General features: G+C 70.3%; 25 protein-coding genes. 9 read left to right on the forward strand and 16 right to left on the reverse strand.

The genetic code is table 11. From position 1 onward, the window contains the following. Positions 1 to 98 precede the first annotated feature (98 nt). On the forward strand, positions 99 to 848 hold the full coding sequence (locus ACTJKJ_RS15060; RefSeq protein WP_297388342.1) for a helix-turn-helix domain-containing protein: 750 nt from the start codon (positions 99 to 101) through the stop codon (positions 846 to 848). A 23-nt stretch (positions 849 to 871) separates the two neighbouring features. Here the strand turns inward: ACTJKJ_RS15060 and ACTJKJ_RS15065 are convergent, their stop codons facing one another. The 8 genes from ACTJKJ_RS15065 to ACTJKJ_RS15100 form a co-directional block, all read right to left on the reverse strand. Further along, a complete protein-coding gene (locus tag ACTJKJ_RS15065; protein WP_091732289.1) occupies positions 872 to 1,144 on the reverse strand; it encodes a hypothetical protein in 273 nt (90 codons plus the stop codon). Between the two features lie 55 nt (positions 1,145 to 1,199). Further along, entirely contained in the window at positions 1,200 to 2,627 is a 1,428-nt protein-coding gene (gene ccoG, locus ACTJKJ_RS15070) for a cytochrome c oxidase accessory protein CcoG (RefSeq protein WP_440820962.1), read from the reverse strand. Then, on the reverse strand, positions 2,614 to 3,516 hold the full coding sequence (gene ccoP / locus ACTJKJ_RS15075) for a cytochrome-c oxidase, cbb3-type subunit III (RefSeq protein ID WP_440820963.1): 903 nt from the start codon (positions 3,514 to 3,516) through the stop codon (positions 2,614 to 2,616). Before ccoP ends, ccoG begins: the two co-directional genes overlap by 14 nt. Beyond that, positions 3,509 to 3,685, reverse strand: coding sequence for a cbb3-type cytochrome oxidase subunit 3 (locus ACTJKJ_RS15080; protein ID WP_343604579.1), 177 nt, complete (start codon positions 3,683 to 3,685; stop codon positions 3,509 to 3,511). The genes ccoP and ACTJKJ_RS15080 overlap by 8 nt, the downstream gene beginning before the upstream one ends. Positions 3,686 to 3,698: 13 nt before the next feature. Next, positions 3,699 to 4,325 carry a cytochrome-c oxidase, cbb3-type subunit II gene (gene ccoO, locus ACTJKJ_RS15085; protein ID WP_440820964.1) on the reverse strand — a complete coding sequence of 209 codons (627 nt, stop codon included), beginning with the start codon at positions 4,323 to 4,325 and terminating at the stop codon, positions 3,699 to 3,701. Between the two features lie 25 nt (positions 4,326 to 4,350). Next, entirely contained in the window at positions 4,351 to 5,811 is a 1,461-nt protein-coding gene (gene ccoN, locus ACTJKJ_RS15090) for a cytochrome-c oxidase, cbb3-type subunit I (RefSeq protein ID WP_440820965.1), read from the reverse strand. A gap of 76 nt (positions 5,812 to 5,887) precedes the next feature. Beyond that, on the reverse strand, positions 5,888 to 6,034 hold the full coding sequence (gene ccoS, locus ACTJKJ_RS15095; RefSeq protein ID WP_091732264.1) for a cbb3-type cytochrome oxidase assembly protein CcoS: 147 nt from the start codon (positions 6,032 to 6,034) through the stop codon (positions 5,888 to 5,890). A 40-nt stretch (positions 6,035 to 6,074) separates the two neighbouring features. Then, positions 6,075 to 8,450, reverse strand: coding sequence for a heavy metal translocating P-type ATPase (locus ACTJKJ_RS15100; RefSeq protein ID WP_297388361.1), 2,376 nt, complete (start codon positions 8,448 to 8,450; stop codon positions 6,075 to 6,077). A 35-nt stretch (positions 8,451 to 8,485) separates the two neighbouring features. On the opposite strand from ACTJKJ_RS15100, the gene ACTJKJ_RS15105 reads away from it, so the two are divergent. Continuing rightward, a complete protein-coding gene (locus ACTJKJ_RS15105; RefSeq protein ID WP_297388364.1) occupies positions 8,486 to 8,962 on the forward strand; it encodes a DUF192 domain-containing protein in 477 nt (158 codons plus the stop codon). 103 nt (positions 8,963 to 9,065) lie between these two features. On the opposite strand, the gene ACTJKJ_RS15110 is transcribed toward ACTJKJ_RS15105, so the two are convergent. Together ACTJKJ_RS15110 and xseA are read right to left on the reverse strand one after the other, a co-directional pair. After that, entirely contained in the window at positions 9,066 to 9,650 is a 585-nt protein-coding gene (locus tag ACTJKJ_RS15110) for a superoxide dismutase (RefSeq protein WP_297388368.1), read from the reverse strand. A 115-nt stretch (positions 9,651 to 9,765) separates the two neighbouring features. Further along, entirely contained in the window at positions 9,766 to 11,130 is a 1,365-nt protein-coding gene (gene xseA / locus ACTJKJ_RS15115) for an exodeoxyribonuclease VII large subunit (protein ID WP_297388371.1), read from the reverse strand. A gap of 328 nt (positions 11,131 to 11,458) precedes the next feature. Here xseA and ACTJKJ_RS15120 point away from each other — a divergent pair, with 328 nt between their 5' ends. From ACTJKJ_RS15120 to ACTJKJ_RS15150, 7 genes are all read left to right on the forward strand, one after another. Beyond that, the gene (locus ACTJKJ_RS15120; protein ID WP_091732246.1) at positions 11,459 to 12,160 is read left to right on the forward strand and encodes a MotA/TolQ/ExbB proton channel family protein; all 702 of its coding nucleotides are present in this window, start codon (positions 11,459 to 11,461) and stop codon (positions 12,158 to 12,160) included. Beyond that, positions 12,157 to 12,570 carry an ExbD/TolR family protein gene (locus ACTJKJ_RS15125; protein WP_091732241.1) on the forward strand — a complete coding sequence of 138 codons (414 nt, stop codon included), beginning with the start codon at positions 12,157 to 12,159 and terminating at the stop codon, positions 12,568 to 12,570. The genes ACTJKJ_RS15120 and ACTJKJ_RS15125 overlap by 4 nt, the downstream gene beginning before the upstream one ends. 34 nt (positions 12,571 to 12,604) lie before the next feature. Next, positions 12,605 to 13,660: a tetraacyldisaccharide 4'-kinase gene (gene lpxK / locus ACTJKJ_RS15130; RefSeq protein WP_440820966.1), complete on the forward strand. Its 1,056-nt coding sequence runs from the start codon at positions 12,605 to 12,607 to the stop codon at positions 13,658 to 13,660. Next, positions 13,641 to 13,844 (forward strand): Trm112 family protein, encoded by a 204-nt coding sequence (locus ACTJKJ_RS15135; RefSeq protein ID WP_091732234.1) that lies wholly within the window; start codon positions 13,641 to 13,643, stop codon positions 13,842 to 13,844. Before lpxK ends, ACTJKJ_RS15135 begins: the two co-directional genes overlap by 20 nt. Further along, the gene (gene kdsB / locus ACTJKJ_RS15140; protein ID WP_183480759.1) at positions 13,841 to 14,599 is read left to right on the forward strand and encodes a 3-deoxy-manno-octulosonate cytidylyltransferase; all 759 of its coding nucleotides are present in this window, start codon (positions 13,841 to 13,843) and stop codon (positions 14,597 to 14,599) included. Before ACTJKJ_RS15135 ends, kdsB begins: the two co-directional genes overlap by 4 nt. Positions 14,600 to 14,747: 148 nt before the next feature. After that, the gene (gene adk, locus ACTJKJ_RS15145) at positions 14,748 to 15,401 is read left to right on the forward strand and encodes an adenylate kinase (protein ID WP_091732226.1); all 654 of its coding nucleotides are present in this window, start codon (positions 14,748 to 14,750) and stop codon (positions 15,399 to 15,401) included. A 164-nt stretch (positions 15,402 to 15,565) separates the two neighbouring features. After that, positions 15,566 to 16,324 (forward strand): 3-hydroxyacyl-CoA dehydrogenase, encoded by a 759-nt coding sequence (locus ACTJKJ_RS15150; protein WP_183480761.1) that lies wholly within the window; start codon positions 15,566 to 15,568, stop codon positions 16,322 to 16,324. A 45-nt stretch (positions 16,325 to 16,369) separates the two neighbouring features. Here ACTJKJ_RS15150 and ACTJKJ_RS15155 read toward each other — a convergent pair whose 3' ends face one another. The 6 genes from ACTJKJ_RS15155 to ACTJKJ_RS15180 all read right to left on the reverse strand — a co-directional run bounded on the left by ACTJKJ_RS15155 (position 16,370) and on the right by ACTJKJ_RS15180 (position 24,183). Continuing rightward, the gene (locus tag ACTJKJ_RS15155; RefSeq protein WP_440820967.1) at positions 16,370 to 17,800 is read right to left on the reverse strand and encodes a patatin-like phospholipase family protein; all 1,431 of its coding nucleotides are present in this window, start codon (positions 17,798 to 17,800) and stop codon (positions 16,370 to 16,372) included. 72 nt (positions 17,801 to 17,872) lie between these two features. Then, positions 17,873 to 18,319: a hypothetical protein gene (locus tag ACTJKJ_RS15160; RefSeq protein ID WP_440820968.1), complete on the reverse strand. Its 447-nt coding sequence runs from the start codon at positions 18,317 to 18,319 to the stop codon at positions 17,873 to 17,875. Positions 18,320 to 18,386: 67 nt separating this feature from the next. Continuing rightward, entirely contained in the window at positions 18,387 to 18,806 is a 420-nt protein-coding gene (sdhC, locus tag ACTJKJ_RS15165) for a succinate dehydrogenase, cytochrome b556 subunit (protein WP_255511910.1), read from the reverse strand. Between the two features lie 87 nt (positions 18,807 to 18,893). Then, positions 18,894 to 19,517 (reverse strand): TetR/AcrR family transcriptional regulator, encoded by a 624-nt coding sequence (locus ACTJKJ_RS15170; RefSeq protein WP_297388393.1) that lies wholly within the window; start codon positions 19,515 to 19,517, stop codon positions 18,894 to 18,896. Between the two features lie 54 nt (positions 19,518 to 19,571). Beyond that, positions 19,572 to 21,008: an AdeC/AdeK/OprM family multidrug efflux complex outer membrane factor gene (adeC, locus tag ACTJKJ_RS15175; protein ID WP_440820969.1), complete on the reverse strand. Its 1,437-nt coding sequence runs from the start codon at positions 21,006 to 21,008 to the stop codon at positions 19,572 to 19,574. Between the two features lies 1 nt (position 21,009). Beyond that, complete coding sequence (locus ACTJKJ_RS15180; RefSeq protein ID WP_440820970.1) at positions 21,010 to 24,183, reverse strand: efflux RND transporter permease subunit; 3,174 nt, start codon at positions 24,181 to 24,183, stop codon at positions 21,010 to 21,012. Positions 24,184 to 24,187: the final 4 nt, after the last annotated feature.

Here is a 24,187-nt window from a genome sequence, read left to right on the forward strand (position 1 = left end):
CCTCACCCTTTGCTGCCAAATCGTCATTGATTGATGTCATTGCCGGCGCCGGGGCCCCGACAAAGAATCCGCCGCTTCCTCGCATGCCTGACCGCCTCATGTCGAGCCGCCTCCGACTTCCCCCGCCCCCTTCCGCGCCGCACGACCTCTTCAAGATCAGCTGCTCGACTTGCGCACTGCGCCAGATCTGCCTGCCGACCGGCCTGCCCGCCGCGGAGGTGCTGCAGCTCGAACGCATGGTGAGCGATCGGCGCGCGATCGCGCGCGGAGCGGTGCTGTTCAAGACCGGCGACGTCTTCGAGGCGATCTACATCGTCCGCACCGGCTTCTTCAAGACCTCGGCGTCGGCGCAGGACGGCCGCGATCAGGTCACCGGCTTCCACATGGCCGGCGAGCTGCTGGGCCTGGACGGCATCTATGACGGCGCGCACGCGAGCCAGGCGGTCGCGCTGGAGGACTCGCAGGTGTGCGTCGTTCCCTACGGTCGGCTGGAGGACCTCACCCGCGAGTTCGACCGCCTGCAGCGCCAGTTCCATCGGCTGATGAGCCGGGAACTCGTGCGGGACCAGGCCATGATGGTGCTGCTCGGCTCGATGCGGGCGGAACAGCGCGTCGCCGCGTTCCTGATCAACCTGATGCGTCGGCTGCGTGCACGCGGCTTCTCGTCCTCCAGCGTCGTGCTGCGCATGACGCGCGACGAGATCGGCAGCCATCTGGGGCTCACGCTGGAGACGGTCAGCCGCACTTTCTCGCGCATGCAGGAGGACGGCGTGCTGGAGGTGCGGGCGCGCGAGTTGCGCGTCCTCAAGCCGCGCCGGCTGCTGCAGCTGGTCCGCCGCGCCGTGTAGGCACGAGCCCGGACCAGGATCGATCAGGGGGTCTGCCCGCCTGTCGCCGCGTGGTTGCGCGCCTTCATCGCAGGGGCCATCGCGGCGTCGGCGCCCGCTTCCGCTGCCACACCGCTCCGATCGACGCCGTCCGACGAAGGGACGACCGGGTCGGGATGCGTCAGCGCGAGCACCAGGGTGGCCACGCCCGCCACCACGACCATGCCGGGCCCGCCGACCACCAGCCACATCATCGGATGCCGCCACCAGGGACCGCTGCCCGGCGTGTCCAGGTCGTTGATTCGTGTCGTCGTCATGGAAGCTCCCGCTGAAGGCCGGGGCGCCGACGAGGCGCCGGATCGGATGCCGCGCTCATCGCGGCACCATGAAAGTGGATTTCTCGAACAGTTCGCGTGCATCGCCGGCCCCCGACGGCCCGCCGGCCTCCACCCGGCGGATCGAGAACCGCATCGGATGCACGCCCGGTCCCAGCCGCCGCGCCTGCTCCGCGGGCAGACGCAGCGAGACGGTGACCCAGCGCGCCTCGGCGGGCGCCAGCGTCAATCGCCCGGTCGGTGCGGCGACCCGCAGGCCGGGGATGCCCTCGACGTCCAGCACGAACACCTGCGTCGATTCGGCGGCGTTCATCAATTGCAGGCGATAGACGTTCTCCACGACGCCGTCCTCGACCTCCCGCGCCAGCGCGGCGCGATCGCGCACCACATCCACCTTGAAGGGCATCCGCACCGCCAGGCTCCAGACCAGCGCCGCCGACACCGCCAGCAGGATCCCGCCGTAGATCAGCACGCGGGGCCGCAACACACGTCGCCATTGGCGCGCGGCGCCCCAACGATGCTGCATGCCGTTCTGCGTCGCGTATCGGATCAAGCCGCGCGGATAGCCGAACTTGTCCATCACGTCGTTGCAGACGTCGATGCAGGCGGCGCATCCGATGCACTCGTGCTGCAGGCCCTTGCGGATGTCGATGCCGGTGGGACACACGTGGACGCACTGCTGGCAATCGACACAGGCGCCGAGTCCGATCGTCGACAGGTCCGCCTTCTTCGAGCGCGGGCCGCGCGGATCGCCGCGCTCGGCGTCGTAACTGATGATCAGCGTGTCCCGATCCAGCATCGCGCTCTGGAAGCGGGCATAGGGACACATGTACTTGCAGACCTGTTCCCGCAGGTAGCCCGCATTGCCATAGGTCGCCAATCCATAGAACAGGATCCAGAAGACTTCCCATCCGCCGAGCGCCGCCTGCATGGCGTTCTCGCCCAGCATGCGGATCGGTTCGAAGTAACCGACGAAGGTGAAACCGGTCCAGAGCGACACGGCCAGCCACGCGGCGTGCTTCGCCGTCTTGCGTCCCAGCTTGCCAAACGACCAGCCCGCCTTGTCCAGACGGATGCGCGCCGCGCGGTCGCCCTCGGTGTGCCGCTCGATCCACAGGAAGATCTCGGTGTAGACCGTCTGCGGGCAGGCGTAGCCGCACCACAGCCGGCCCGCCACCGCGGTGAAGAAGAACAGCCCGAAGGCCGACACGACCAGCAAGGCGGTCAGGTAGATGAAGTCCTGCGGGTACAGGATCAGGTCGAAGATCAGGAAGCGCCGCGCGTCCAGGTCGAACAGGACGGCCTGGCGGCCGTTCCAGCTCAGCCAGGGCAGCCCATAGAACAGCAGCTGCGTCGCCCACACCAGCGCCCAGCGCCAGAAGGCAAACCACCCATGCACCGCGCGGGGATAGACCTTCGCCTCGGAGGCATACAGCGAGATCGTCTTGAGCTCAGGGCCGCTCATGGGACAGCCCCCAGACATAGGCCGCCAGCACGCGGATCTGCTCGGGGCTGAGCCGGGAGCCGTGCTCCGGCATGTGGCTGTGCTTGCCGTTGTTGATCATCGCGACGATCGCGGGCTCGCCCCAGCCGTGCAGCCAGACCTTGTCGGTGAGGTTGGGAGCGCCCAGCGCCTGATTGCCGCGTCCGTCCATGCCGTGGCAGGCGGCGCAGGCGGTGAATCTGGATTTGCCCAGCGCGGCCGCCACCGAGTTGTGCGGACTGCCTGACAGGCTCAGCACGTAATGCGCCAGGTTGCGCACATCCTCGCCGTTGCCGACCGCCGCCGCCATCGGTGGCATCGTGCCTTCCCGGCCACGCGTGATCGTCTCGATGAGGGTCTCGCCGCTGCCGCCATACAGCCAGTCGTTGTCGGTGAGGTTCGGGAAACCCTTGGACCCCTTGGCATCGGAGCCATGGCAGGTGGCGCAGTTGTTGGCGAACAGGCGTTCGCCGATGCCCATCGCCTGCGGATCCCTGGCCACGGTTTCCACCGGCAGCCCGTCGAACTTGGCGTAGATCGTCCGCATGGCCTCGCGGGCCTGGGCCTGCTCGGCGTCGAACTGGCCGGTGCTCGACCAGCCCAGCCGACCGGCGTAGCCGCCCAGACCCGGATACAGCGCCAGATAGAGCACCGAGAAGACCACCGTCAGCACGAACAGCACCATCCACCAGCGAGGCAGCGGATTGTTGAGCTCCCGGATGTCCTCGTCCCAGACGTGGCCGGTGGAGTTGTCGGCGGCCATCACCTTGCGGCGGCTGGCGATGATCAGCAGGGCCAGGCACAGGGCCAGGCCCAGCACGGTGGCGGCGGCCACGAACAGCGACCAGCCGTTCGAAACGAAATCACTCATGACGACCTCCTTGGAGCGTCACGTCCTCGTCCGACAGGACGAGCGCTCCCTGGTCTTCGAATCGTTCCCGGTTGCGGCGGGCATAGGCCCAGCCCACGATGCCGGCGAATACCAGCAGCGACAGCACGGTCACCGCGGAGCGCAGCACATTCACATCGATGTCAGGCATGACGGCGCTCCGATCAGGGCTTCAGCGCGGTGCCCAGCACCTGCAGGTAGGCGACGACGGCATCCATTTCGGTCCTGCCCTGGACGTCGGCGCCGGCCTGGGCGATCTGCTCGTCCGTGTAGGGCACCCCGACGGTCCGCAGCGCGCGCATCTTGGGCGCGAGGTCCTTGGGATCGAGCGCCGCGCCCGACAACCAGGCGTAGGCCGGCATGTTGGACTCGGGCACCAGGTCCCGCGGATTGGTCAGGTGCAGGCGGTGCCACTCGTCGCTGTACTTGCCGCCGACCCGGGCCAGGTCGGGGCCGGTGCGCTTGCTGCCCCACTGGAAGGGGTGGTCGTAGACGAACTCGCCGGCGACCGAGTAATGCCCGTAGCGCAGCGTCTCGGCGCGCAGCGGGCGGATCATCTGGGAGTGGCAGTTGTAGCAACCCTCACGGATGTAGACATCGCGACCGGCGAGTTGCAGCGGCGAGTACGGCTTCAGATGCTCGACGGCCTGCGTGGTCGAGCGCTGGAAGAACAGCGGGACGATCTCGACGATGCCGCCGACGATCACCGTCAGCAGCACCAGCACGATCATCAGGAAGTTGCTGGTCTCGATGCGCTCGTGACCGGTGGCGGGGGCATGGGCGTTGGCCATGACGTGCTCCTTGGGGTCCGGGCGTTCAGACGGCGGCCGCGAATGCGGCGCCGGGAATGGGATGGCGGGCCGGGCGGCCGACACGGACCGTCATCACGACGTTCCAGGCCATCAGGCACATCCCGCTCAGGTACAGCAGGCCGCCCAGCAGCCGCACCACGTAGAACGGGTAGGTCGCCTTGACGCTCTCGGCGAAGGTCCAGGTCAACGTGCCGTCCGGATTCACCGCGCGCCACATCAGGCCCTGCATGACGCCGGCGATCCACATCGCGGCGATGTAGAGCACGATGCCCAGCGTGGCGATCCAGAAGTGCAGTTCGATGGCGCGCTTGGAATACATCTCCACGCGGCCGTACATGCGGGGGATGAGGTGGTACAGCGCCCCCATCGAGATGAAGCCCACCCAGCCCAGCGCGCCGCTGTGCACGTGGCCGACGGTCCAGTCGGTGTAGTGGGACAGCGCATTGACGGTCTTGATCGACATCATCGGCCCCTCGAAGGTCGACATGCCGTAGAACGACAGCGCCACGATCAGGAACTTCAGGATCGGGTCGTCGCGCAGCTTGTGCCACGCGCCGCTGAGCGTCATGACGCCGTTGATCATGCCGCCCCAGCTCGGCGCCAGCAGCACCAGCGAGAACAGCATGCCGACGCTCTGCGCCCAGTCCGGCAGCGCGGTGTAGTGCAGGTGGTGGGGACCCGCCCACATGTAGGTGAAGATCAGCGCCCAGAAGTGGACGATCGACAGCCGGTAGCTGTAGACCGGCCGGTTCGCCTGCTTGGGGATGTAGTAGTACATCAGGCCGAGGAAGCCGGCCGTCAGGAAGAAGCCGACCGCGTTGTGGCCGTACCACCACTGCACCATGGCGTCCTGGACGCCGGCATAGGCGGAGTAGCTTTTGGTCAGCGAGACCGGGATCTCGGCGCTGTTGACGATGTGCAGCAGCGCCACCGCGATGATGAAGGCGCCGAAGAACCAGTTGGCCACATAGATGTGGCGCACACGTCGAACGCCGATCGTGCCGAAGAAGACAACCGCATAGGCGACCCAGACCACGGCGATCAGGAGGTCGATGGGCCATTCGAGTTCGGCGTATTCCTTGCCGGTGGTCAGGCCCAGCGGCAGGGTGATCGCGGCGAGCACGATGACGAGCTGCCAGCCCCAGAAGGTGAACCACGCCAGCGCGGGGGCGAACAGCTTCACATGGCTGGTGCGCTGGACGACGTGGAAGGCGGTGGCCATCAGCACGCAGCCGCCGAAGGCGAAGATCACCGCGTTGGTGTGCAGCGGCCGGAGCCGGCCGTAGCTGAGCCACGGAATGCCGAAGTTCAACTCCGGCCAGGCGAGCTGCGCGGCGATGACCACGCCGACCAGCATTCCCACCACGCCCCACAGCACCGCCGCCAGCGCGAAGGCGCGGACCACGCCGTCCTCGTAGCTGGGCGCGCCTGCGCGTGCTCCCGTTGACTCTGATTTGCTTGCCATGCTGGCTCCTCGAGGCGCTCTTCGCGCGATTGGCGGCGATTGTTCGGCGCCTGGTTCGCCGGCGTGTTGATGGCGGTCAAGCTCCGGCGTCGTCCTCGAGGATTCGTTGACCTTCCCGGTCCAGCGACTCGAGCTGTCCGTCCTGCACGGCCCAGCCGAACACCATCAGCACCAGCAGGACCAGCACGACCGAGAACGGGATCAGCAGGTAGAGGATGTCCATGTGCGGGTTCCGGAACGACGTCGAGGAATCGGGGATGGCCTCATCGGCGAAAGGTCGTGTCGCGTCCGAGGCGTGCGGCGTTGGCCACCACCAGCAGCGAACTCGTCGCCATGCCCAGGCCCGCCGCCCACGGCGGCAGCCAGCCCACGAGCGCCATCGGCACGCACGCCGCGTTGTAGAGCGCCGACCAGGCCAGGTTCTGACGGGCCACCTGGCGCGTGCGCCGGGCCAGGCCGAGCGCGGTGGTGATCGCGCCGAGCCGGTCCGACACCAGCAGCGCGTCGGCGCGCGACTTGGCGAGGTCGGCGCCCTGCCCCATCGCCACCGAGACCTGCGCACGCGCGAGCACCGGCGCGTCGTTGATGCCATCGCCGATCATCAACACGCGATGGCCGCAGGCCTGCAAGGCCGCCACGTGGGCCAGCTTGTCCTCGGGGCTCGCGCCGCCGCGCCATCGCACCGGGCCGACCTGGTCCGCGATCGCGGCCACGCGCTCGGGTGCATCGCCGGACAGCAGGTGCACCTCCAGCCCGCGCTCGCGCCAGGCGCTCACCGCCGTCCGCGCATCGTCGCGCAGCGCCTCGTCGAACTGCCAGGCGGCCCGGGCGATGCCGTCACAGGCGAGCACGACCTGCGCATCGGCCACGCCGGTTCGCCGCTCCTGCGGCTCGAAGTGCGTCAGCGCCCAGCGCGGCACGCCGAGCCGCCATCGCCGTCCATCGTCGGCCAGCGCTTCCAGGCCACGACCGCTGAACTCTTCGATCACCCACTGCTTTGCCGAAGGCGACGGCGACGGGGGCGGAGCGTCGCGTTCGGACTCCAACGCTCGCGCGAGCGAGCGCGCCAGAGGATGGTGCGACGCGCCGGCCAGCGCGAGCGCCGCCGACCGCGCGTCGGCGTCGAGCGTGTCGGGCCATTGGCGCCGGGGCCGGGGCGATGGATCGGTCAGGGTGCCGGTCTTGTCGAGGACGACGACGTCGATGTCGGCCAGCGTCTCGATCGCATCGAGCCGCGACAGCAGCAGCCCGCGTCGCGCCAAGGTGCCCGCGGCGGCCACCCAGGCCGCCGGCGCCGCCAGCGACAGCGCGCAGGGACAGGTCACGATCAGCACGGACACCGCCACGGCCACCGCCCGCGAGGGATCGATCAGCTGCCACGCGAGCGCAGCCAGGCCGGCCAGCACGAGCACCGCCGCCAGGAACCATCCCGCCACGCGGTCGGCCATGCGCAGCGTCGCCGGGCGGTCCTGGAAGGCCTGCGTCATCAGCTGGCGGATGCCGGCCAGCCGGGTCTGTTCGCCCACCTGCCGCACGCGCAGCATCAGCACGCCCTGGAGGTTCAGGCTGCCGGCGAGCACCTCGTCACCAGGCGCCTTCGCGACCGGTCTGGACTCGCCGGTGAGCAGCGACTCGTCCACCGCGCCAGCACCGGCGTCCACCGTGGCATCGGCGGGAATGCGCTGCCCGGCCGCCATGCGCACGAGGTCGCCCGGCGCCAGCTGCGCCACGGGCACCGTTTCGACGCTGCCGTCCGGCTTCTGGCGCTCGACCCGCTCCGGCAGTTCGCCGGCGGCGTGCTCGAGCGCCTGCGCGGCGCGGTGTCGCGCGCGCAGTTCGAGGTAGCGCGCGCCCAGCAGGAAGGCCACGAACATGGTGATCGAGTCGAAGTAGACCTCGTGCCCGAAGAGCCCGCCCGGATCGAGCGTCGCGCCGCTGCCGGCGACGAAGGCGACCGCCAATCCCAGGGCCACGGGCACGTCCATGCCGATGCGGCGCTGGCGCAGCTGCGAGGCCGCGGCCTGGAAGAACGGGCCCGCCGCCAGCAGCATGACCGGCAGCGTCAACACCCATTGGCCCCAGCGCAGCAGGGCCGCCTGGTCCGGCGCCATCTCGCCGGGCGCGGCCACGTAGGACGGCCACGCCAGCATCATCACCTGCATCATCAGGAAGCTCGCCACGAACAGCCGCCAGACGGCCTGTCGGTGCTCGCGCCGGCGCAGTTCGCGCGCGGGCCCGGCGAGGTCAGGGGCGAGGTCGTAGCCGGCGGCCCTCAGCGATTGCCGCAGCTCCTCGAACGGGACATCCGCCGGCGACCAGTCCAGCAACAAGGTCTGGGTGGAGGCGTTCACCTGCGCCGCGTGAACCCCGCGACGCGCGAGCAGCGTGGTTTCGATCAGGCCGGCGCAGGCGGCGCAATGCATGCCCGAGAGCCGCAAGCGCGTGCGCGCGATGCGCTCGCCGCCCGCTGCTGCATGCCATTGCGTGACGGGGCGCAGCGCTTCGTCGGGCCCGTCGAGCCCATCGGGCGCCGAGGGCGCCGCCGGCGTCAGCGGCGCGTCGCGGCGGGGGCGATTGGCGGGCCGGATGTCGGCGCCCCGGGCGCCGGCATCGGCCGAGGCGGCGGGGGCGGGCAACATGGCCGCGATAATCCGCCCATCCTCGAGGTCACGTCATGCTCAATATCAAACGCGCCGCATCGTCCGCCGCCCTGTCGACCGCCCTGTTGATCACCGCGCTGTCGGCCGCCACGCCCGCCGTGGCCCAGCAGATCCCGCAGACCGGCCTGCCGGTCGTCGAGCTCGGCGCGGGCATGCACCTGATCCATGCCGAGGTCGCCCGCACCGACGAGCAGCGCGCCATCGGCCTGATGGCCCGCAAGGAGATGGCGCCCAACGCCGGCATGATCTTCGTGTTCGAACAGCCCGCGCAGCAGTGCTTCTGGATGCGCAACACGCTGATCCCGCTGTCGGCCGCGTTCGTCGCCGACGACGGCACCATCGTCAACATCGTCGAGATGCAGCCGCTGTCCGACGCCTCGCATTGCTCCACCAAGCCGGTGCGCTACGTGCTGGAAATGAACAAGGGCTGGTTCGACAAGCGCGGCCTGAAGGCCGGCTCGAAGCTGCGCGGCGGCCCCTGGCCCAAGTGAAGCGAAGCCGCGAGGTCGCGGCGCCCCCCTGAAACGACAACGGCCCGGGAGCGATCCCGGGCCGTTGGTCCATCCGGCGCCCGCTCGCGCAGGCGCCGCGGCTTCAGTTGCCGAAGTTGGCTTGCGCGAAGTCCCAGTTGACCAGGCTCTTCAGGAAGGTCTCGACGAACTTCGGACGCGCGTTGCGGTAGTCGATGTAGTAGGCGTGTTCCCACACGTCGATGGTCAGCAGCGCGGTGTCGGCGGTGGTCAGCGGGGTGCCGGCGGCGCCCGTGTTGACGATGTCGACGCTGCCGTCGGCCTTCTTCACCAGCCAGGTCCAGCCGGAACCGAAGTTGCCGACGGCGCTCTTCTGGAAGGCTTCCTTGAAGGCATCGACGCTGCCCCACTTGGCATTGATCGCGTCAAGCAGCTTGCCGGTCGGCGCGCCGCCGCCGTTGGGCTTCATGCAGGACCAGAAGAAGGTGTGGTTCCAGATCTGGGCGGCGTTGTTGTAGATCGGACCGCTCGAGGTCTTGACGATCTCTTCCAGCGTCTTGCTTTCGAACTCGGTGCCCTTCTGCAGGTTGTTCAGGTTGTCCACGTAGGCCTTGTGATGCTTGCCGTGGTGGTACTCGAAGGTCTCGGCGCTGATGTGCGGCTCCAGCGCCTTCTTGTCGTACGGCAGATCGGGCAGGACGTGTTCCATGAGGGACTCCTAATCGGTTGGTGGTGGGACGGATGTCGCGGGCGATTGTAGGCAGCGAAATCAAGCCCCTGCCGGGAGCACGCGTACCCCGCCGCCCCGGGGCGCAGGTCGCCCCTCAGCGCTCCCGGCGGGCGATGCGCCCGACCCGCAGGTCGGCCTCGCCGTCGGCCAGCACGGCGCGCAAGTCCTGGCCCTCATGGAGCTGGTCCACCGAAACGAGCGCCCGCCCCTGGCCATCGTCCAGCCAGGCGTAACCGCGCGCCAGCACCTGGCGCGGGTCGAGCGCCTGAAGGCGCGCCGCCAGCCCCTCCAGCCGCTGGGCGCCGCGCTGCGCCTGTTGCGGCAGCGCGCGGTCCAGCCGCTGCGCCAGGTGCCGCAGCCGCTGCTGTTCCAGGGCGGCGGCGCGGGGCGCGACCTGGGCCAGGCGCTGCGCGAGGTGGCGCAGGCGCTGGGTCTCCATCGACACGGTCCGCGGCGCGACCTGTCTCAGCCGCTGCGACAGCAGATCGAGCCGCCGGCGTTGTCTCGACAGCGCGTCGCCCGGCCGCGCCAGCCGCAGCGCGAGCCGGTCCAGCCGCTGCGCCGCCGCGTCCAGGCGTTGCTCGACACGGCGCCGCAGCTGCCGCTCCAGCGCATCCAGGCTGTCCAGGCATTGCTGGCGTGCCACGGTCGCCAGCTCCGCGGCGGCGGTCGGCGTCGGCGCCCGCAGGTCGGCCGCCAGGTCGGCGAGTGTGATGTCGGTCTCGTGCCCGACGCCGCAGATCACCGGCAGCGCCGATTCGCCCACCGCCTGCACGACGCGCTCGTCGTTGAAGGCCCAGAGGTCCTCGAGCGAACCGCCACCGCGCACGAGCAGCAGCACCTCGGCGTCGGCACGGGCGTTCGCCGCGGCCAGCGCGCGAACGATCGCCGGCGGGGCCTCGCTGCCCTGCACCAGCGTCGGGTAGATGAACACCCGCGCATGCGGCGCGCGCCGGCGCAGCGCCGTGAGCACGTCATGCAGGGCCGCGCCGCCGGTCGAGGTGATCACGCCGATCCGGCGCGCGTAGGGCGGCGGGCGGCGCTTGCGGTCGGGATCGAACCAGCCCTGCGCCTCCAGCCGCGCCTTCAGGCGCAGGAACTGCTCGTACAGCGCGCCCTCGCCGGAGCGCCGCATCGCCTCGACGATGAATTGCAGCTCGCCGCGCGGCCCGTAGAGGTCGAGCCGGCCTCTCAACTCGACGGTCATGCCGTCGCGCGGCGCGAAGTCGACCATCGACGCGGCGCGCCGGAACATCGCGCAGCGCAGCATCGCCGGTTGGCCGTCGGCATCCTTCAGGCTGAAGTAGCAGTGGCCGCTGGCCGCGCGGGTGAAACCCGACAGCTCGCCTTGCACCGTCACGATGGGGAATCTGGCCTGCAATGCGTCGGAAAGGGCCGTCAACAGGGCCGCGACACCCCAGACCATCCGTGGCGATGCGGGTTGTGGGGCGTCAATCATGCGCAAACCCAGCAATGGCGCGGGTCGGGAACTCCACAGCCGCGCCAATGCTGGCTCCGCAGGCCATATTGCCCGTCATGCCCGCGTCACATATCGATAAGCGCTTGTTTTTCAAAAGCTTTTTCCTGCTCATTTTTGAAGCAGGCTAATCCTTGCCGTTTGCTGACGGGCCCTGGCGCGGTTCCGCGACCAGTTGCCCACAAAGTTATCCACAGGTTCGGTGGATGTTTGTAAGGGCTTGTGATGAGGGGCCGCGGTGGTCGAAGCGCGGGCGGCGTGGCGCCATAATGCGCCGCCGGGCCGGAGATGCCCGAACGGAGGGAAAGCCTTGTTTTCGATCATACAAGCCGCCGGTTGGCCGATCTGGCCGCTGCTGCTGTGTTCCGTGGTGGCCCTGGCGCTGATCATCGAGCGCGTCGTGAGCCTGCGCGCCGCCCGGGTGGCGCCGCCCAGCCTGATCGAGGAAGTGCTGGGCGTGACCCAGCTGCAGATCCCGAGCGGTGAGGTCGTCGGCAAGCTGGCCGAGAACTCGCTGCTGGGCCAGGTGCTGGCCGCCGGGCTGCGCGCCTCGCAGGCCGATCCGCGCGCCGGCGAAGCCCGCCTGCGCCAGGTCTTCGAGCTGGCCGGCCGCCACGCGATCCACCAGATGGAGCGCTACCTCAACACGCTGGGCACCATCGCCGCGGCCGCCCCGCTGCTGGGACTGCTCGGCACGGTGGTGGGCATGATCGAGATCTTCGGCAGCCAGAGCCCCACCGGCAACAACCCCGGCCTGCTGGCGCACGGCATCTCGATCGCGCTCTACAACACCGCGTTCGGCCTGATCGTGGCGATCCCGTCGCTGATGTTCTACCGCTACTTCCGCGGCCGCATCGAGGCCTACGTGGTGGACATGGAACAAGCCAGCGAGCGCCTGCTGACGCACCTGGTGAACCGCGCGATGCCCGCCGGCGCCCATGCGGCCAACACCGGTCCGGTGACCGTGCCGCCGCCGGTGGCCACGCCCGCGCCAGGCAAGGCCAAGGCATGAAGTTCCGCCGTCGCCAGAGCGAGGAACCGGAGATCAACCTGATCCCGTTCATCGACGTGCTGCTGGTCGTGCTGATCTTCCTGATGCTGTCGACCACGTATTCCAAGTTCACCGAACTGCAGCTGACGCTGCCGACGGCGGACGCCCAGCAGCTGAAGGACCGGCCGGCCGAGATCATCGTGGCGATCTCGGCGGACGGTCGCTACGCGATCGACCGCAACGCGGTCGAGGGTCGCAGCGTCGACCTGCTGACCGCCGCGCTGCTGCAGGCCGCGCAAGGCAAGCAGGAACCGGTGGTCATCGTCTCCGCCGACGCGGCGACGCCGCATCAGGCGGTGGTCAACGCGATGGACGCGGCGCGTCGCGCCAACCTGACGCGACTGACCTTCGCCGCCAACAAGCCGCAATGACCGCCGTGGGCGCCGCGGCCAGCCGGGCCCGCGCATGACCCGGCCCGCACTTGAAGACCGGCTGCAGCGCGCCTGGCGCGACGACGACCGCCTGGCCCACCTGCTCCGCCCGCTGGCCGCGCTGCACGGCGCGGTGATCCGGCTGCGGGTGCTGCTCTACCGGCTCGGCCTCAAGCGCAGCGAGCCGCTGCCGGTGCCGGTCATCGTCGTCGGCAACTGGGTGGTCGGCGGCGCCGGCAAGACCCCCACCACCCTCGCGCTGCTGGACACGCTCCAGCGCCTGAACCTGCGTGCCGGCGTCATCTCGCGCGGCTACGGCCGCGCCGACGAGGCGCAGGTCCGCGTCATCGCCGACGGCGACCGCGCCGAGGACGTCGGCGACGAACCGCTGCTGATCAAGCTGCGCGCCGGCGTGCCGGTGGCCGTCGGCCGCGACCGCATCGCGGCGGCGCGCGCGCTGCTTGAGGCCAACCCCGACATCCAGCTGCTGGTCTCCGACGACGGCCTGCAGCACTGGCGGCTGCCGCGGCAGCTGAGCCTCCTCGTCTTCGACGAGCGCGGTCTGGGCAACGGCCGGCTGCTCCCGGCGGGGCCGCTGCGCCAGTCACGCGCCCTGCCGCCGCCGCCGGGCTCCTGCGCGGACACCCTGGTGCTCTACAGCACCGGCCGGCCCAGCACCGCCCTGCCCGGCTACGTCGGCACCCGGCAACTGGCCGGCGCGGTCGCGCTGGCGGACTGGTGGCGCGGCGAGCCCGCCCGGCTCGAGCGCCTGCACGCGCTGCGCGGCAAGCCGCTGCTGGCGGCCGCCGGCCTGGCGCGGCCGCAGCGCTTCTTCGACATGCTCGGCGAGCAGGGCCTGAACTTCCGCGCGCTGGCCCTGCCCGACCATGCCGCGCTGGACCCGCTGCCCTGGGCGCGCACCGACGAGGTCGTCATCACCGAGAAGGATGCCGTCAAGCTGCGCCCCGAGGCGCTGCAGGGCTGCCGCATCTGGGTGGTGGCGCTAGACTTCCGCCCCGAACCCGCTTTTGAAGAGGCGCTGCAGCGCGAGTTGCGGCGGCTGCTCCCCCATGGACCATCGACTGATTGAGATGCTGGTGTGCCCCGTCTGCAAGGGCCCGCTGGAAGACCGCCGCAACGCCGCGGCGACCGGCCTGCCGGACCGCGAGCTGGTCTGCCCCGCCGACCGCCTGGCCTTCCCGATCCGCGACGGCATCCCGGTGATGCTGGCCAACGAGGCCCGCTCCACCGACGCCGAAGGCGACCCGGCGTGAGCACGCCCTTCCACATCGTCATCCCGGCCCGGCTGGCCTCGACGCGGTTGCCGAACAAGCCGCTGGCGGACATCGCCGGCGCGCCGATGATCGTGCAGGTCGCGCGCCGGGCCGCGCTGGCCGGCGCGGCCCAGGTCGTGGTGGCCACCGACGCGGCCGAGGTGCGCCAGGCCTGCGAGGCCCACGGCATCCGCGCGCTGATGACCCGGGCCGACCACGCCAGCGGCAGCGACCGCCTGGCCGAGGCCTGCGAGCTGCTGGCCCTGCCGGACGACGCGCTGGTGGTGAACGTCCAGGGCGACGAGCCGCTGATCGCGCCGGCGATGATCCGCGCCTGCGCCGAGCTGCTGGCCGCGCGGCCGCAGTGCGCGATGGCGACGGTCGCGCACGCGATCGACGACGACGCCGAGTTCGCGAATCCGAACGTGGTGAAGCTGGTGACCGACGCGCAAGGCCTGGCGCTGTATTTCTCCCGCGCGCCCATCCCCTGGTGGCGCGACGCGCCCGGCGGCGGCGCCCGCATCAAGCCCGGGGCGGTCCTGCGCCACGTCGGCCTGTATGCCTATCGAGCCGGTTTCCTGCGCCGCTTCCCGACGCTGGCCGTCTCGCCGCTGGAGCAGATCGAGGCCCTCGAGCAACTGCGCGTGCTGTGGCACGGCGAGCGCATCGCGGTGCATGTCAGCGACGAGCGGCCCGGTCCCGGCGTGGACACGCCCGAGGACCTGGAACGCGTCAGACAGCTGATGGCCAGCTGAATCGCGGCCCTGGCCCGACCGGGTGACGGCCCCTGTCATTCGACGGTCGCGTCAGCGGGGCGTAGGCAGGCCCGTGCTATCCTCGCCCGCAGTTTTCGAGGGCGCGTCGACCCGTGCGGCGCGCCCTCTCCCCATATCGAGGAGACCCATGCGACTGATTCTTCTGGGCGCCCCTGGCGCCGGTAAAGGCACCCAGGCGGCTTTCATCTGCCAAAAGTTCGGTATCCCGCAGATCTCCACCGGAGACATGCTGCGCGCCGCCGTCAAGGCGGGCACCGAACTCGGCGTCGCGGCCAAGAAGGTGATGGACGCCGGCGGCCTCGTCAGCGACGACATCATCATCGGCCTGGTCAAGGAGCGCATCGCGCAGCCGGACTGCGCCAAGGGTTTCCTGTTCGACGGCTTCCCCCGCACCATCCCGCAGGCCGACGCGATGAAGGCCGCCGGCGTGAAGCTGGATTTCGTGCTCGAGATCGACGTCCCTGACGCCGCCATCATCGAGCGCATGAGCGGCCGCCGCGTGCACGTCGGCTCGGGTCGCACCTATCACACCAAGTTCAACCCGCCCAAGGTCGCCGGCAAGGACGACGTCACCGGCGAGGACCTGATCCAGCGCGACGACGACAAGGAAGAGACCGTCAAGAAGCGGCTCGAGGTGTACCAGGCGCAGACCCGCCCGCTGGTGGACTACTACTCGACCTGGGCCGCCAGCGGCGACGCGCAGGCGCCGCAGTACCGCCGCATCGAAGGCATCGGCACGGTCGACGAGATCACCGGCCGCGCCCTCGCCGCGCTGGGCTGAGACCCGACGATCCGCGACGCGCGCGCGTCGCGGCAGCAACGATGGCGGCCCACGAGGTCGCCATTTTTCCGCCGACAATTGACGTTTACGTCAACGGCAACCAGCCGGTGCGCGGCCGCCCCGCCGCCGCCCGGACACAGGAACCCCCTGGAAGGAGACATCCCATGGACATCGCGAACAAGGTCTTCATCGTCACCGGCGGCGCGTCGGGACTGGGCGAGGGCACGGCCCGCATGCTGGCGCGCGAAGGCGCGACCGTCGTCATCGCCGACCTGCAGGTCGAGCGCGGCGAAGCCCTGGCCCGGGAGCTGAACGGCGCCTTCGTCAAGTGCGACGTCAGCCAGGAGGCCGACGCGCAGGCGGTCGTCGCCAAGGCGGTCTCGCTGGGCAAGCTGATGGGCCTGGTGAACTGCGCCGGCATCGCGCCGGCCGCCAAGACGGTCGGCAAGGACGGCGCGCATGCGCTGGCGACCTTCTCCAAGGTCGTCACCGTCAACCTGGTCGGCAGCTTCAACATGATCCGCCTGGCCGCCGAGGCGATGAGCCGGAACGAACCCGAGCCGACCGGCGAGCGCGGCGTCCTGATCTCGACCGCCTCGGTCGCCGCCTATGACGGCCAGATGGGCCAGGCGGCCTATGCGGCCTCCAAGGGCGGCGTGGTCGGCATGACGCTGCCGATCGCGCGCGACCTGGCCCGCAACGGCATTCGCAACATGACGATCGCCCCCGGCATCTTCGGCACGCCGATGCTGTTCGGCATGCCGCAGGAAGTGCAGGACGCGCTGGCCGCGAGCGTGCCCTTCCCGTCCCGCCTGGGCCGCCCGGAGGACTACGCCAAGCTGGTCCACCAGATCGTCACCAACGACATGCTCAACGGCGAGGTGATCCGCCTGGACGGCGCGATCCGGATGGCGCCGAAGTGAGCATCGAGGGGGGCGCCGGGCGGACGCTGCGGCGTCCGCCGCGCCTCACTTCAGCCGGTCCAGGCTCTCCCTCAAGCGGATGAACGCGGGGGCCGAACGCAGCGCCTCGGCGCCCGCCTTCTGCAGCTCCTGCACGTCGCGGCCCTCGATGGTGAAGGCCGTCGGCACGCGCAGCAGGCTGTGGCGGATCTTGTCGTCCGGCACGTCATGCAGGCTCACGCTGACGATGTGGAGCTCGGCGTCCGCCGCGAACGGACTCCCCGGCGTGCCGCGCGTGCGCATCAGTTCCGCCTGCCAGCGACGGTGGTCGTCGTTGAGCATGGCCAGCGTGACCTGCGTCTCGCGCGCGCCCGCGCCGAAGACCAGCGTCTCGATGACCTGCCCCGTCGACGGCACCCGGTCGCTGGCGTCGATGCGCTCGGCCAGGTCGCGCTCCGAGTTCACCGTGATCAGGACCATCCGGTGGATCGAGCCGGGCGGCGCGTCCGGGAAGGACGAGGCGATCGAGCCGCCGGCCAGCAGCCGGTCCAGCATCAGCCGCGCGCCGGTGTTGTCCGAGACCCCGCCGTCCACGAGATGGATGTAGGGACGCTCGTTGGCGTCGCGGTAGCTTTGCGCGCTCAGCGCCAGCAGCCGGGTGCGGTAGTCGTCGGACGTCGCCGGGCCGCGCGGCGCCGCCGCCGCGGGGGCACATTCGCCGGCGTGGTTCTTCAGGGTCATCGGCGACAGCAGGATGGGCACCGCCGACGAGGCCGCGACCGCGAACGACAGCGGTGTGCGGTCCAGGTCCGAGCAGATCAGGCCGAACTGCTCGGGCGTGAAATCGAAGGGGGCGCCGGTGGTGAGGTCGGTGGCGGTCACCATCAGGTCCGGCGCATGGGGGCGTGACTTCAGGTCGCCGAAGGTCAGGCCGCGATAGAGCTCGTCGAGCCGCTGCGCCAGGATGTGGCTGCGGCCGTACCACGGCGAGGTCAGGTGATACAGGCGTGTCGGCGCGAAGGCCTGGCGGATCAGACCGGCCTCGAAGGGCACCATCAGGAAGTCGGGCTCGAAGCGCGTCAGCGTCTCGTCGCCGAAGGCCGCGAAGTGCGCGGCCAGGATGCTGCCGCCGGACACCCCGCTGACCAGCGCGACCTGGTCCAGCAGCGTCGTGGGCTGGCCCTCGAGACTGAACGGCGTGGCCTTCAACTCGCGCAGCACGCCCAGGCCGAACGCGGCCGCCCGCGCGCCCCCGCCGGACAGCGTGACGGCGGCCACGACCGCCGGCGGCGTGCGGCGCGGGGCGACCGGCGCNCCCGCCGCGAGGCCGCCATTGATCCAGGGCCGATAGGTCGAGCAACCGGCCAGCGTCGCCGCCAGCACCAGCATTCCGAGACGTCTTCCAATTCCCACGCACATCACCTTCAAGGGCTGACTCCCCGCCGAGATGCGGCCGGGGGACAAGCCGCCGACCGCACCGGGCGCGGAGCATCTCATATTCCGTCCAGGCGCGAGCGAGGCAGATCCTGGCGGTGAAAGCGCGACCTCACCGCGAGCAGCCCGCAGCGATCAGCGCGCGACCCAACCGCCAAGGTCGAGCCGCCACAGCGCGCCTTCACGAACCCAGCCAGGAGCGCGGTAGCTGTATCCGCGGCGCGCGGTTTCCCATCGCCCCCCGATCCATTGGTATCGATCCCCCGTCCAGTCCCAGTAACCACCTACCCACAGGGCGCCTTCGAAGGGCGCGGGCGGGATGCGCTCGACCATCGGAGGCGGTGGCGCCTGGTCGAGCACGATCGCCGACACGGTGACGTGTGGGGGTGGAAGCAGCGGCAATGGCGGCGGCAATGGCGGCGGCGGTGGCAATGGCGGCGGCGGCAGTGGTGGCAATGGTGGCGGTGGCAGGAGCGGCACCGGAAGCGGGACCGGAGGCGGAGGCTCCTGGCCGTGGCCGACGAGCGGCACCAGGCACATGAGGATGACCAGCGCCTGGATGCAACGCACAAGCTTTGTCATGGGACTTCCTTGAGAAGGCGGGCGATCGATGCGACCGGCGAGGGGGCCTGCCGCGCCCATCGCGTGCTCATAGGAGCGCGAAGGCCTTGGCGCCCACCGCCACCGTCAGCGTCAGGCTCGAGATCAGCACCCACCGCGCGGAACGCGATGCCCGGTGCTTCTCCACCGCGCGGTGACTCATGTCGAGCAGCACGAACCGGAGTCCCGCGGCCAGGTGGTGCAGGAAGGCCCACAGCAGGACCAGCGACAGCAGCTTCATGAGCCAGCCCGGCAGGCCGCCCCAACCGGTCGAGAACACCGCCGTCAGCCGTTCGTAGGAGCCCTCGGAGGCGAGCGCGGCCTCGAGGGTCGCGATGACCAGCGGCAGCGCCAGAACCAGGAGCAGGCCGCTGACGCGATGCAGCAGCGACACCCAGGCGGTGGCCGGGAACCTGGCCATGTAGGCCGGCAGTTGCGCAAGCCCGACGTTCCTGTGTGCCGGACGCATTTCTTTTTTCATCGGTGACAAGTCCTCGCGAATCAAGTGGGACGGTTGTGATCGGGCCCCGTCGCGGCGACCCCGGCGACGCAGCCCTCACACCGGCTGGAGCCGCTCCTGCGCCGGCCCGGCGCCGACCAGCCGGCGCAGCGCCTGCGCGAGCGCATGCTCGCCGGCGATGTCCCTGGGCATGAAGGCCATGAACTCGATGAGCGAGCCCATGACCATCGCGTGCGCGAGCTGCACCCGGTGCCGCCGCGCCACGCGGCCGAGCACGTCGCGCCGGGCCACGCAATGCCGCGCCAGGAACCAGGTGACCGCCACCCGCACCCGGGCCATCCGCGCCCGCGCCGCAGCCTCCGACGCGTTGAACAGCAGCGTCACGCAGAGCCCGCGCAGGCGCTCCTGGGTCACGCAGGCCATCACCGCCCGCGCCAGCGTCGTGCAGGGATCCTCCCAGGCCTGCTGCCGCAGTTGCTCCAGCGGCAGCGTCGTCGCCGCGAGCGACTCCTCCACCAGGCGCTCCTTCGACCGGAAGTGCCAGTACACCGCGCCCCGCGACACCCCCGACGCCGCGCACACTTCCTCCAGCGTCATGTTGCGGATGCCGCGCTCCTGCAGCACGCGGATCGCCGTCGACAGCAGCATCGACCGCCGCGACGGCCGGCCGCGCGGCGCGGGCGCCGGGCCCGCTGGTTTCGTGTCGCCTTCCTGGTCCATGGATGCCCTCCTGGTGCTCAACACTGCCCCTCGCGACGCGGTCGCGGCCGGCGCTCAGCCGTTCCAGCCACCGCCCAGCGCCTTGTAGAGCGTCACCCCGTTGGTCAGCCGCGAGAGCCGCATGCCGATCAGCGTCTGCTGCGCGCCGTACCAGGAGCGCTGCGCATCCAGCACGTCCAGGTAGCTGTCGACGCCGCGCGCGAAGCGGGCATCGGACAGCTTCAGCGCGTCGCCGCTCGCTTCGACCAGCGACTGCTGCGCCTGCAGCTGACCGCTCAGCGCCTCGCGCTGCGCCAGCGCGTCCGCCACCTCGCGGAAGGCGGACTGGATCGCCTGCTCGTACTGCGCCACGGCGATGTCGCGTCCGGCGATGGCGCTGTCGAGCGAAGCCCGGTTGCTGCCGCCGTCGAAGATCGGCAGGCTGATCTGCGGCAGGAAGGTCCAGGTCCCCGAACCGCCCTTGAACAGGCCCGACAGGTCCGCGCTGCCACTGCCCGCCGAGGCCGTCAGGCTGATGCGCGGATAGAAGGCCGCGCGCGCCGCGCCGATGTTGGCCGTGGCGGCCTTGAGCTTGTGCTCCGACTGCAGCAGGTCGGGCCGGCGCAGCATCAGCTCGGACGGCAGTCCGGCCGGCAGCTCGGGCAGCGCGCCGGGCCCGTCGCCCAGCGCGCCCGGCGCCAGTTCGCCAGGCACCGGCGCGCCCAGCAGCAACGCCAGCGCGTTGCGGTCCTGCGCGATCTGGCCGGTGTAGCGCGCCACGTCCACGCGCGCGCTGTCGACGCTGGTCTGCACCTGCCGCAGCGTCAGCGCCGAGGCGCTGCCCAGCTCGAAGCTGCGCTGGGTCAGCGTGTAGGTGTCGGACTGGCTGCGCAGCGTCTCGCGCGCCAGCGCCAGGCGCTCCAGGTCCGCGGCCCAGGTCAGGTAGGCCGTGGCCACCTCGGCCACCAGCGAGATCTGGGTGCTGCGCCTCGCCTCCTCGGTGGAGAGGTATTGCTCCAGCGCCTGCGCGCTCAGGTTGCGCACGCGGCCGAACAGGTCCAGCTCGTAGGCGCTGACGCCCAGCGTCGCGCTGTACTGGTGGCTGGTCAGCGCCTCGCCGGTCGCCGAGAGGCTGGCCGGCGTGCGGGTCGCGGTGCCGCTGCCGCTGGCGCTCAGCGTCGGCAAGGTGGCCGCGTCCTGGATGCGGTACTGCGCGCGGGCCTGCGCGATGTTGAGCACCGCCACGCGCAGGTCGCGGTTGTTGTCGAGCGCCAGCTCGATCAGGCCGCGCAGCTTCGCGTCGGCGAAGAAGGTCCGCCAGCCGACGTCCGCGTTCGCGGCGCCGTTCGATCCAGCGTCTGTCGGAGCGTCCGGGTAGTGCTCGGGCACCGGCGCGGCGGGACGCTCGTAGCGCGGCGCCAGGTTGACGCAGCCGCTCAGCAGCAGGGCCGCCGCCAGCGCCGTCAGGCCGGGCCAGGTCGGCGAAGGGACAAGAGAAATCAGTCGGGTCATGTCAGTGGCCCTCGTTCAACAGGGGGGAGGCATCGGCGGCGGGGGCCCCGGCGGACTCGGCCGCCGCGGGCTTGTTGCGCCCGAACAGTCCCTGCACGACGACGAAGAACAGCGGCACGAAGAAGATCGCCAGCACCGTGCCGGACACCATGCCGCCGACGACGGCCGTGCCGAGCGCGTTCTGCGCGCCGGCGCCGGCGCCCTTGCTGACCATCAGCGGCAGCACGCCCAGGATGAAGGCCAGCGAGGTCATCAGGATCGGCCGCAGGCGCATGCGCGCCGCGGCGATCGCGGCCTCGAGGGTGGACATGCCCCTCGCATGCAGCTCCTTCGCGAACTCGACGATCAGGATCGCGTTCTTCGAGGCCAGGCCCACCGTGGTCAGCAGGCCCACCTGGAAGTAGACGTCGTTCATCTTCCAGGTCAGCACCGCGCCGACCAGCGTGCCCAGCACGCCCAGCGGCACCACCAGCACCACCGAGAACGGGATGGACCAGCTCTCGTACAGCGCCGCCAGGCACAGGAACACCACCAGGATGGACACCGCGTACAGCAGGCCCGCCTGGCCGCCGGCCTCGCGCTCCTGGCGCGAGACGCCGGTCCACTCGTAGCCGATGCCCGGCGGCAGCGCGGCCGCGTGGCGCTCGACCAGGTCCAGCGCCTGGCCGCTGGACAGCGCGCCCGGCAGCGCCATGCCCAGGATCTCCACCGACGGCACGCCGTTGTAGCGCTCCAGGCGCGGGGAGCCGAGGGTCCAGCTGGCGGTGGCGAAGGCGCTGAAGGGCACCATGGTCCCGGCGGCATTGCGGACGAACCAATGGTCGATGTCGCCCGGCAGCATCCGGAACGGTGCGTCCGACTGCAGGAAGACCTTCTTCACCCGGCCACGATCGATGAAGTCGTTGACGTAGTTGCTGCCCCAGGCGGTCGAGAAGGTCGCGTTCACGTCGCTCATCGACAGGCCCAGCGCGCCGACCTTGTGCTCGTCGATGTCGAGCCGGAAGTCGGGCGAGTCCTCCATGCCGTTGGGCCGCACGGCGACCAGGCCCGGCTCCTTCATCAGCGCGCCCAGCAGCTGGTTGCGGGCCTGCATCAGCGCGGCATGGCCGAGGTTGGCGCGGTCCTGCAGCATCAGGTCGAAGCCGCTCGCATTGCCCAGCTCCGACACCGCGGGCGGCACGATCGCGAAGACCGTCGCGTTGCGGATCTTCGACAGCGTCTCCATCGCCCGCCCGGCCACCGCCGCGGCCTTCAGCTCCGGCCGGACGCGGTCGCCCCAGGGCTTGAGCTTCACGAAGGCGAAGCCGGCGTTCTGGCCGCTGCCCGCGAAGCTGAAGCCCGCCACCGAGAAGATCGAGTCCACCGCGTCTTTCTGCTCGACCAGGAAGTGATGGTCGACCTGCTGGAGCACCTCCTGCGTCCTGGCCTGCGTGGCACCGGGCGGCAGTTGCACCAGCGTGAACAGCGTGCCCTGGTCCTCTTCCGGCAGGAAACCGGCGGGGATCTTGCTGAAGACAAATCCGACCACTGCCACCAGCACCGCGTAGCCGGCCATGTAGCGCCAGCCGCGGCCCAGCATGTGCTGCACGATGCCCTGGTAGCGGCGATTGCCGCGATCGAAGGCGCGGTTGAACGCGCCGAAGAAGCCGGTCGTGGCCAGCGCATGGCCCTTGGCCACCGGCTTGAGCAGGGTCGCGCACAGCGCCGGCGTCAGGATCATCGCCACCAGCACCGACAGCGTCATCGCCGACACGATGGTCACGGTGAACTGGCGGTAGATCACACCGGTCGAGCCGCCGAAGAAGGCCATCGGCACGAAGACCGCCGCCAGCACCAGCGCCACGCCGACCAGCGCGCCGGTGATCTGCCCCATCGACTTGCGCGTCGCCTCCAGCGGCGACAGGCCTTCCTCGCTCATCACGCGCTCGACGTTCTCGACGACGACGATCGCGTCGTCGACCAGCAGGCCGATGGCCAGCACCATCGCCAGCATCGTCAGCGTGTTGAGCGAGTAGCCGAACACCGCCAGCACGCCGAAGGTGCCCATCAGCACCACCGGCACCGCGATCGTCGGGATCAGCGTGGCGCGGAAGTTCTGCAGGAACAGGTACATGACCAGGAAGACCAGCACCACGGCCTCGACCAGCGTCTTGATCACCTCCTCGATGGAGATGCGCACGAACGGCGTCGTGTCGTAGGGCTTGATCACCTTGACGCCGGGCGGGAAGAACTTGCTGAGCTCGTCGAGCTTCGCATCGATGCCCTTGACCGTGTCGAGCGCGTTCGCGCCGGTCGCCAGCTTGATCGCCAGGCCCGCCGCCGGCTTGCCGTTGAAGTGCGCGACCGTGGCGTAGCTCTCGCTGCCCAGCTCGACGCGCGCCACGTCGCGCAGCCGCACCGCCGAGCCGTCCGCCTGCGTGCGCAGCAGGATGGCCTCGAATTCCTCGGCCGTCTTCAGCCGCGTCTGCGCGGTGATGGTGGCGTTGAGCTGCTGGCTCGGCACCGCCGGCAGGCCGCCGAGCTGGCCGGCCGAGACCTGCGCGTTCTGCGCCTGCACCGCGGCCTTCACATCCAGCGGCGTCAGCTTGAAGCTGTTGAGCTTGCCCGGATCCAGCCAGATGCGCATCGCGTATTGCGAGCCGAACAGCGTCGTGTCGCCCACGCCTTCCACGCGGCTGATCGGGTCCTGCACGTTGGCCGCGACGTAGTCCGACAGGTCGGACCCGGTGAGCCGGCCGTCCTCCGAGATGAAGGCCAGCACATTCAGGAAGTTGTTGGCCGACTTGGCGACCTGAACGCCCTGCTGCTGGACCTCCTGCGGCAGCAGCGGGGTCGCCAGCGCCAGCTTGTTCTGGACCTGCACCTGCGCGGTGTCGGGATTGGTGCCGGTCTCGAAGGTCAGGGTGATGGTCACGCTGCCGGTCGATTCGCTGGTCGAGGCGATGTAGGACAGGCGGTCCAGTCCCTTCATCTTCTGCTCGATGACCTGCGTGACGGTGTCCTCCAGGGTTTTGGAGGAGGCGCCGGGATAGTTCGCCGTGATGGCGATGGCGGGCGGGGCGATGGTGGGGTATTGCGCGATCGGCAGGGTCAGCACCGCCACGGTGCCGGCCAGCATCGTGATGATGGCCAGGACCCAGGCGAAGATCGGACGGTCGATGAAGAAGCGAGCCATGAGG

The sequence above is a fragment of the Roseateles sp. 22389 genome (assembly GCF_052044995.1).
Taxonomy (GTDB): Bacteria; Pseudomonadota; Gammaproteobacteria; order Burkholderiales; family Burkholderiaceae_C; genus Roseateles.

Coding starts and splice junctions, on each gene's coding strand:
- ACTJKJ_RS15060 (WP_297388342.1), top strand. CDS start 99: ATGTCGAGCCGCCTCCGACTTCCCCCGCCCCCTTCCGCGCCGCACGAC.
- ACTJKJ_RS15065 (WP_091732289.1), bottom strand. CDS start 1,144: ATGACGACGACACGAATCAACGACCTGGACACGCCGGGCAGCGGTCCC.
- ccoG (WP_440820962.1), bottom strand. CDS start 2,627: ATGAGCGGCCCTGAGCTCAAGACGATCTCGCTGTATGCCTCCGAGGCG.
- ccoP (WP_440820963.1), bottom strand. CDS start 3,516: ATGAGTGATTTCGTTTCGAACGGCTGGTCGCTGTTCGTGGCCGCCGCC.
- ACTJKJ_RS15080 (WP_343604579.1), bottom strand. CDS start 3,685: ATGCCTGACATCGATGTGAATGTGCTGCGCTCCGCGGTGACCGTGCTG.
- ccoO (WP_440820964.1), bottom strand. CDS start 4,325: ATGGCCAACGCCCATGCCCCCGCCACCGGTCACGAGCGCATCGAGACC.
- ccoN (WP_440820965.1), bottom strand. CDS start 5,811: ATGGCAAGCAAATCAGAGTCAACGGGAGCACGCGCAGGCGCGCCCAGC.
- ccoS (WP_091732264.1), bottom strand. CDS start 6,034: ATGGACATCCTCTACCTGCTGATCCCGTTCTCGGTCGTGCTGGTCCTG.
- ACTJKJ_RS15100 (WP_297388361.1), bottom strand. CDS start 8,450: ATGTTGCCCGCCCCCGCCGCCTCGGCCGATGCCGGCGCCCGGGGCGCC.
- ACTJKJ_RS15105 (WP_297388364.1), top strand. CDS start 8,486: ATGCTCAATATCAAACGCGCCGCATCGTCCGCCGCCCTGTCGACCGCC.
- ACTJKJ_RS15110 (WP_297388368.1), bottom strand. CDS start 9,650: ATGGAACACGTCCTGCCCGATCTGCCGTACGACAAGAAGGCGCTGGAG.
- xseA (WP_297388371.1), bottom strand. CDS start 11,130: ATGATTGACGCCCCACAACCCGCATCGCCACGGATGGTCTGGGGTGTC.
- ACTJKJ_RS15125 (WP_091732241.1), top strand. CDS start 12,157: ATGAAGTTCCGCCGTCGCCAGAGCGAGGAACCGGAGATCAACCTGATC.
- lpxK (WP_440820966.1), top strand. CDS start 12,605: ATGACCCGGCCCGCACTTGAAGACCGGCTGCAGCGCGCCTGGCGCGAC.
- ACTJKJ_RS15135 (WP_091732234.1), top strand. CDS start 13,641: ATGGACCATCGACTGATTGAGATGCTGGTGTGCCCCGTCTGCAAGGGC.
- adk (WP_091732226.1), top strand. CDS start 14,748: ATGCGACTGATTCTTCTGGGCGCCCCTGGCGCCGGTAAAGGCACCCAG.
- ACTJKJ_RS15150 (WP_183480761.1), top strand. CDS start 15,566: ATGGACATCGCGAACAAGGTCTTCATCGTCACCGGCGGCGCGTCGGGA.
- ACTJKJ_RS15160 (WP_440820968.1), bottom strand. CDS start 18,319: ATGACAAAGCTTGTGCGTTGCATCCAGGCGCTGGTCATCCTCATGTGC.
- sdhC (WP_255511910.1), bottom strand. CDS start 18,806: ATGCGTCCGGCACACAGGAACGTCGGGCTTGCGCAACTGCCGGCCTAC.
- ACTJKJ_RS15170 (WP_297388393.1), bottom strand. CDS start 19,517: ATGGACCAGGAAGGCGACACGAAACCAGCGGGCCCGGCGCCCGCGCCG.
- adeC (WP_440820969.1), bottom strand. CDS start 21,008: ATGACCCGACTGATTTCTCTTGTCCCTTCGCCGACCTGGCCCGGCCTG.
- ACTJKJ_RS15180 (WP_440820970.1), bottom strand. CDS start 24,183: ATGGCTCGCTTCTTCATCGACCGTCCGATCTTCGCCTGGGTCCTGGCC.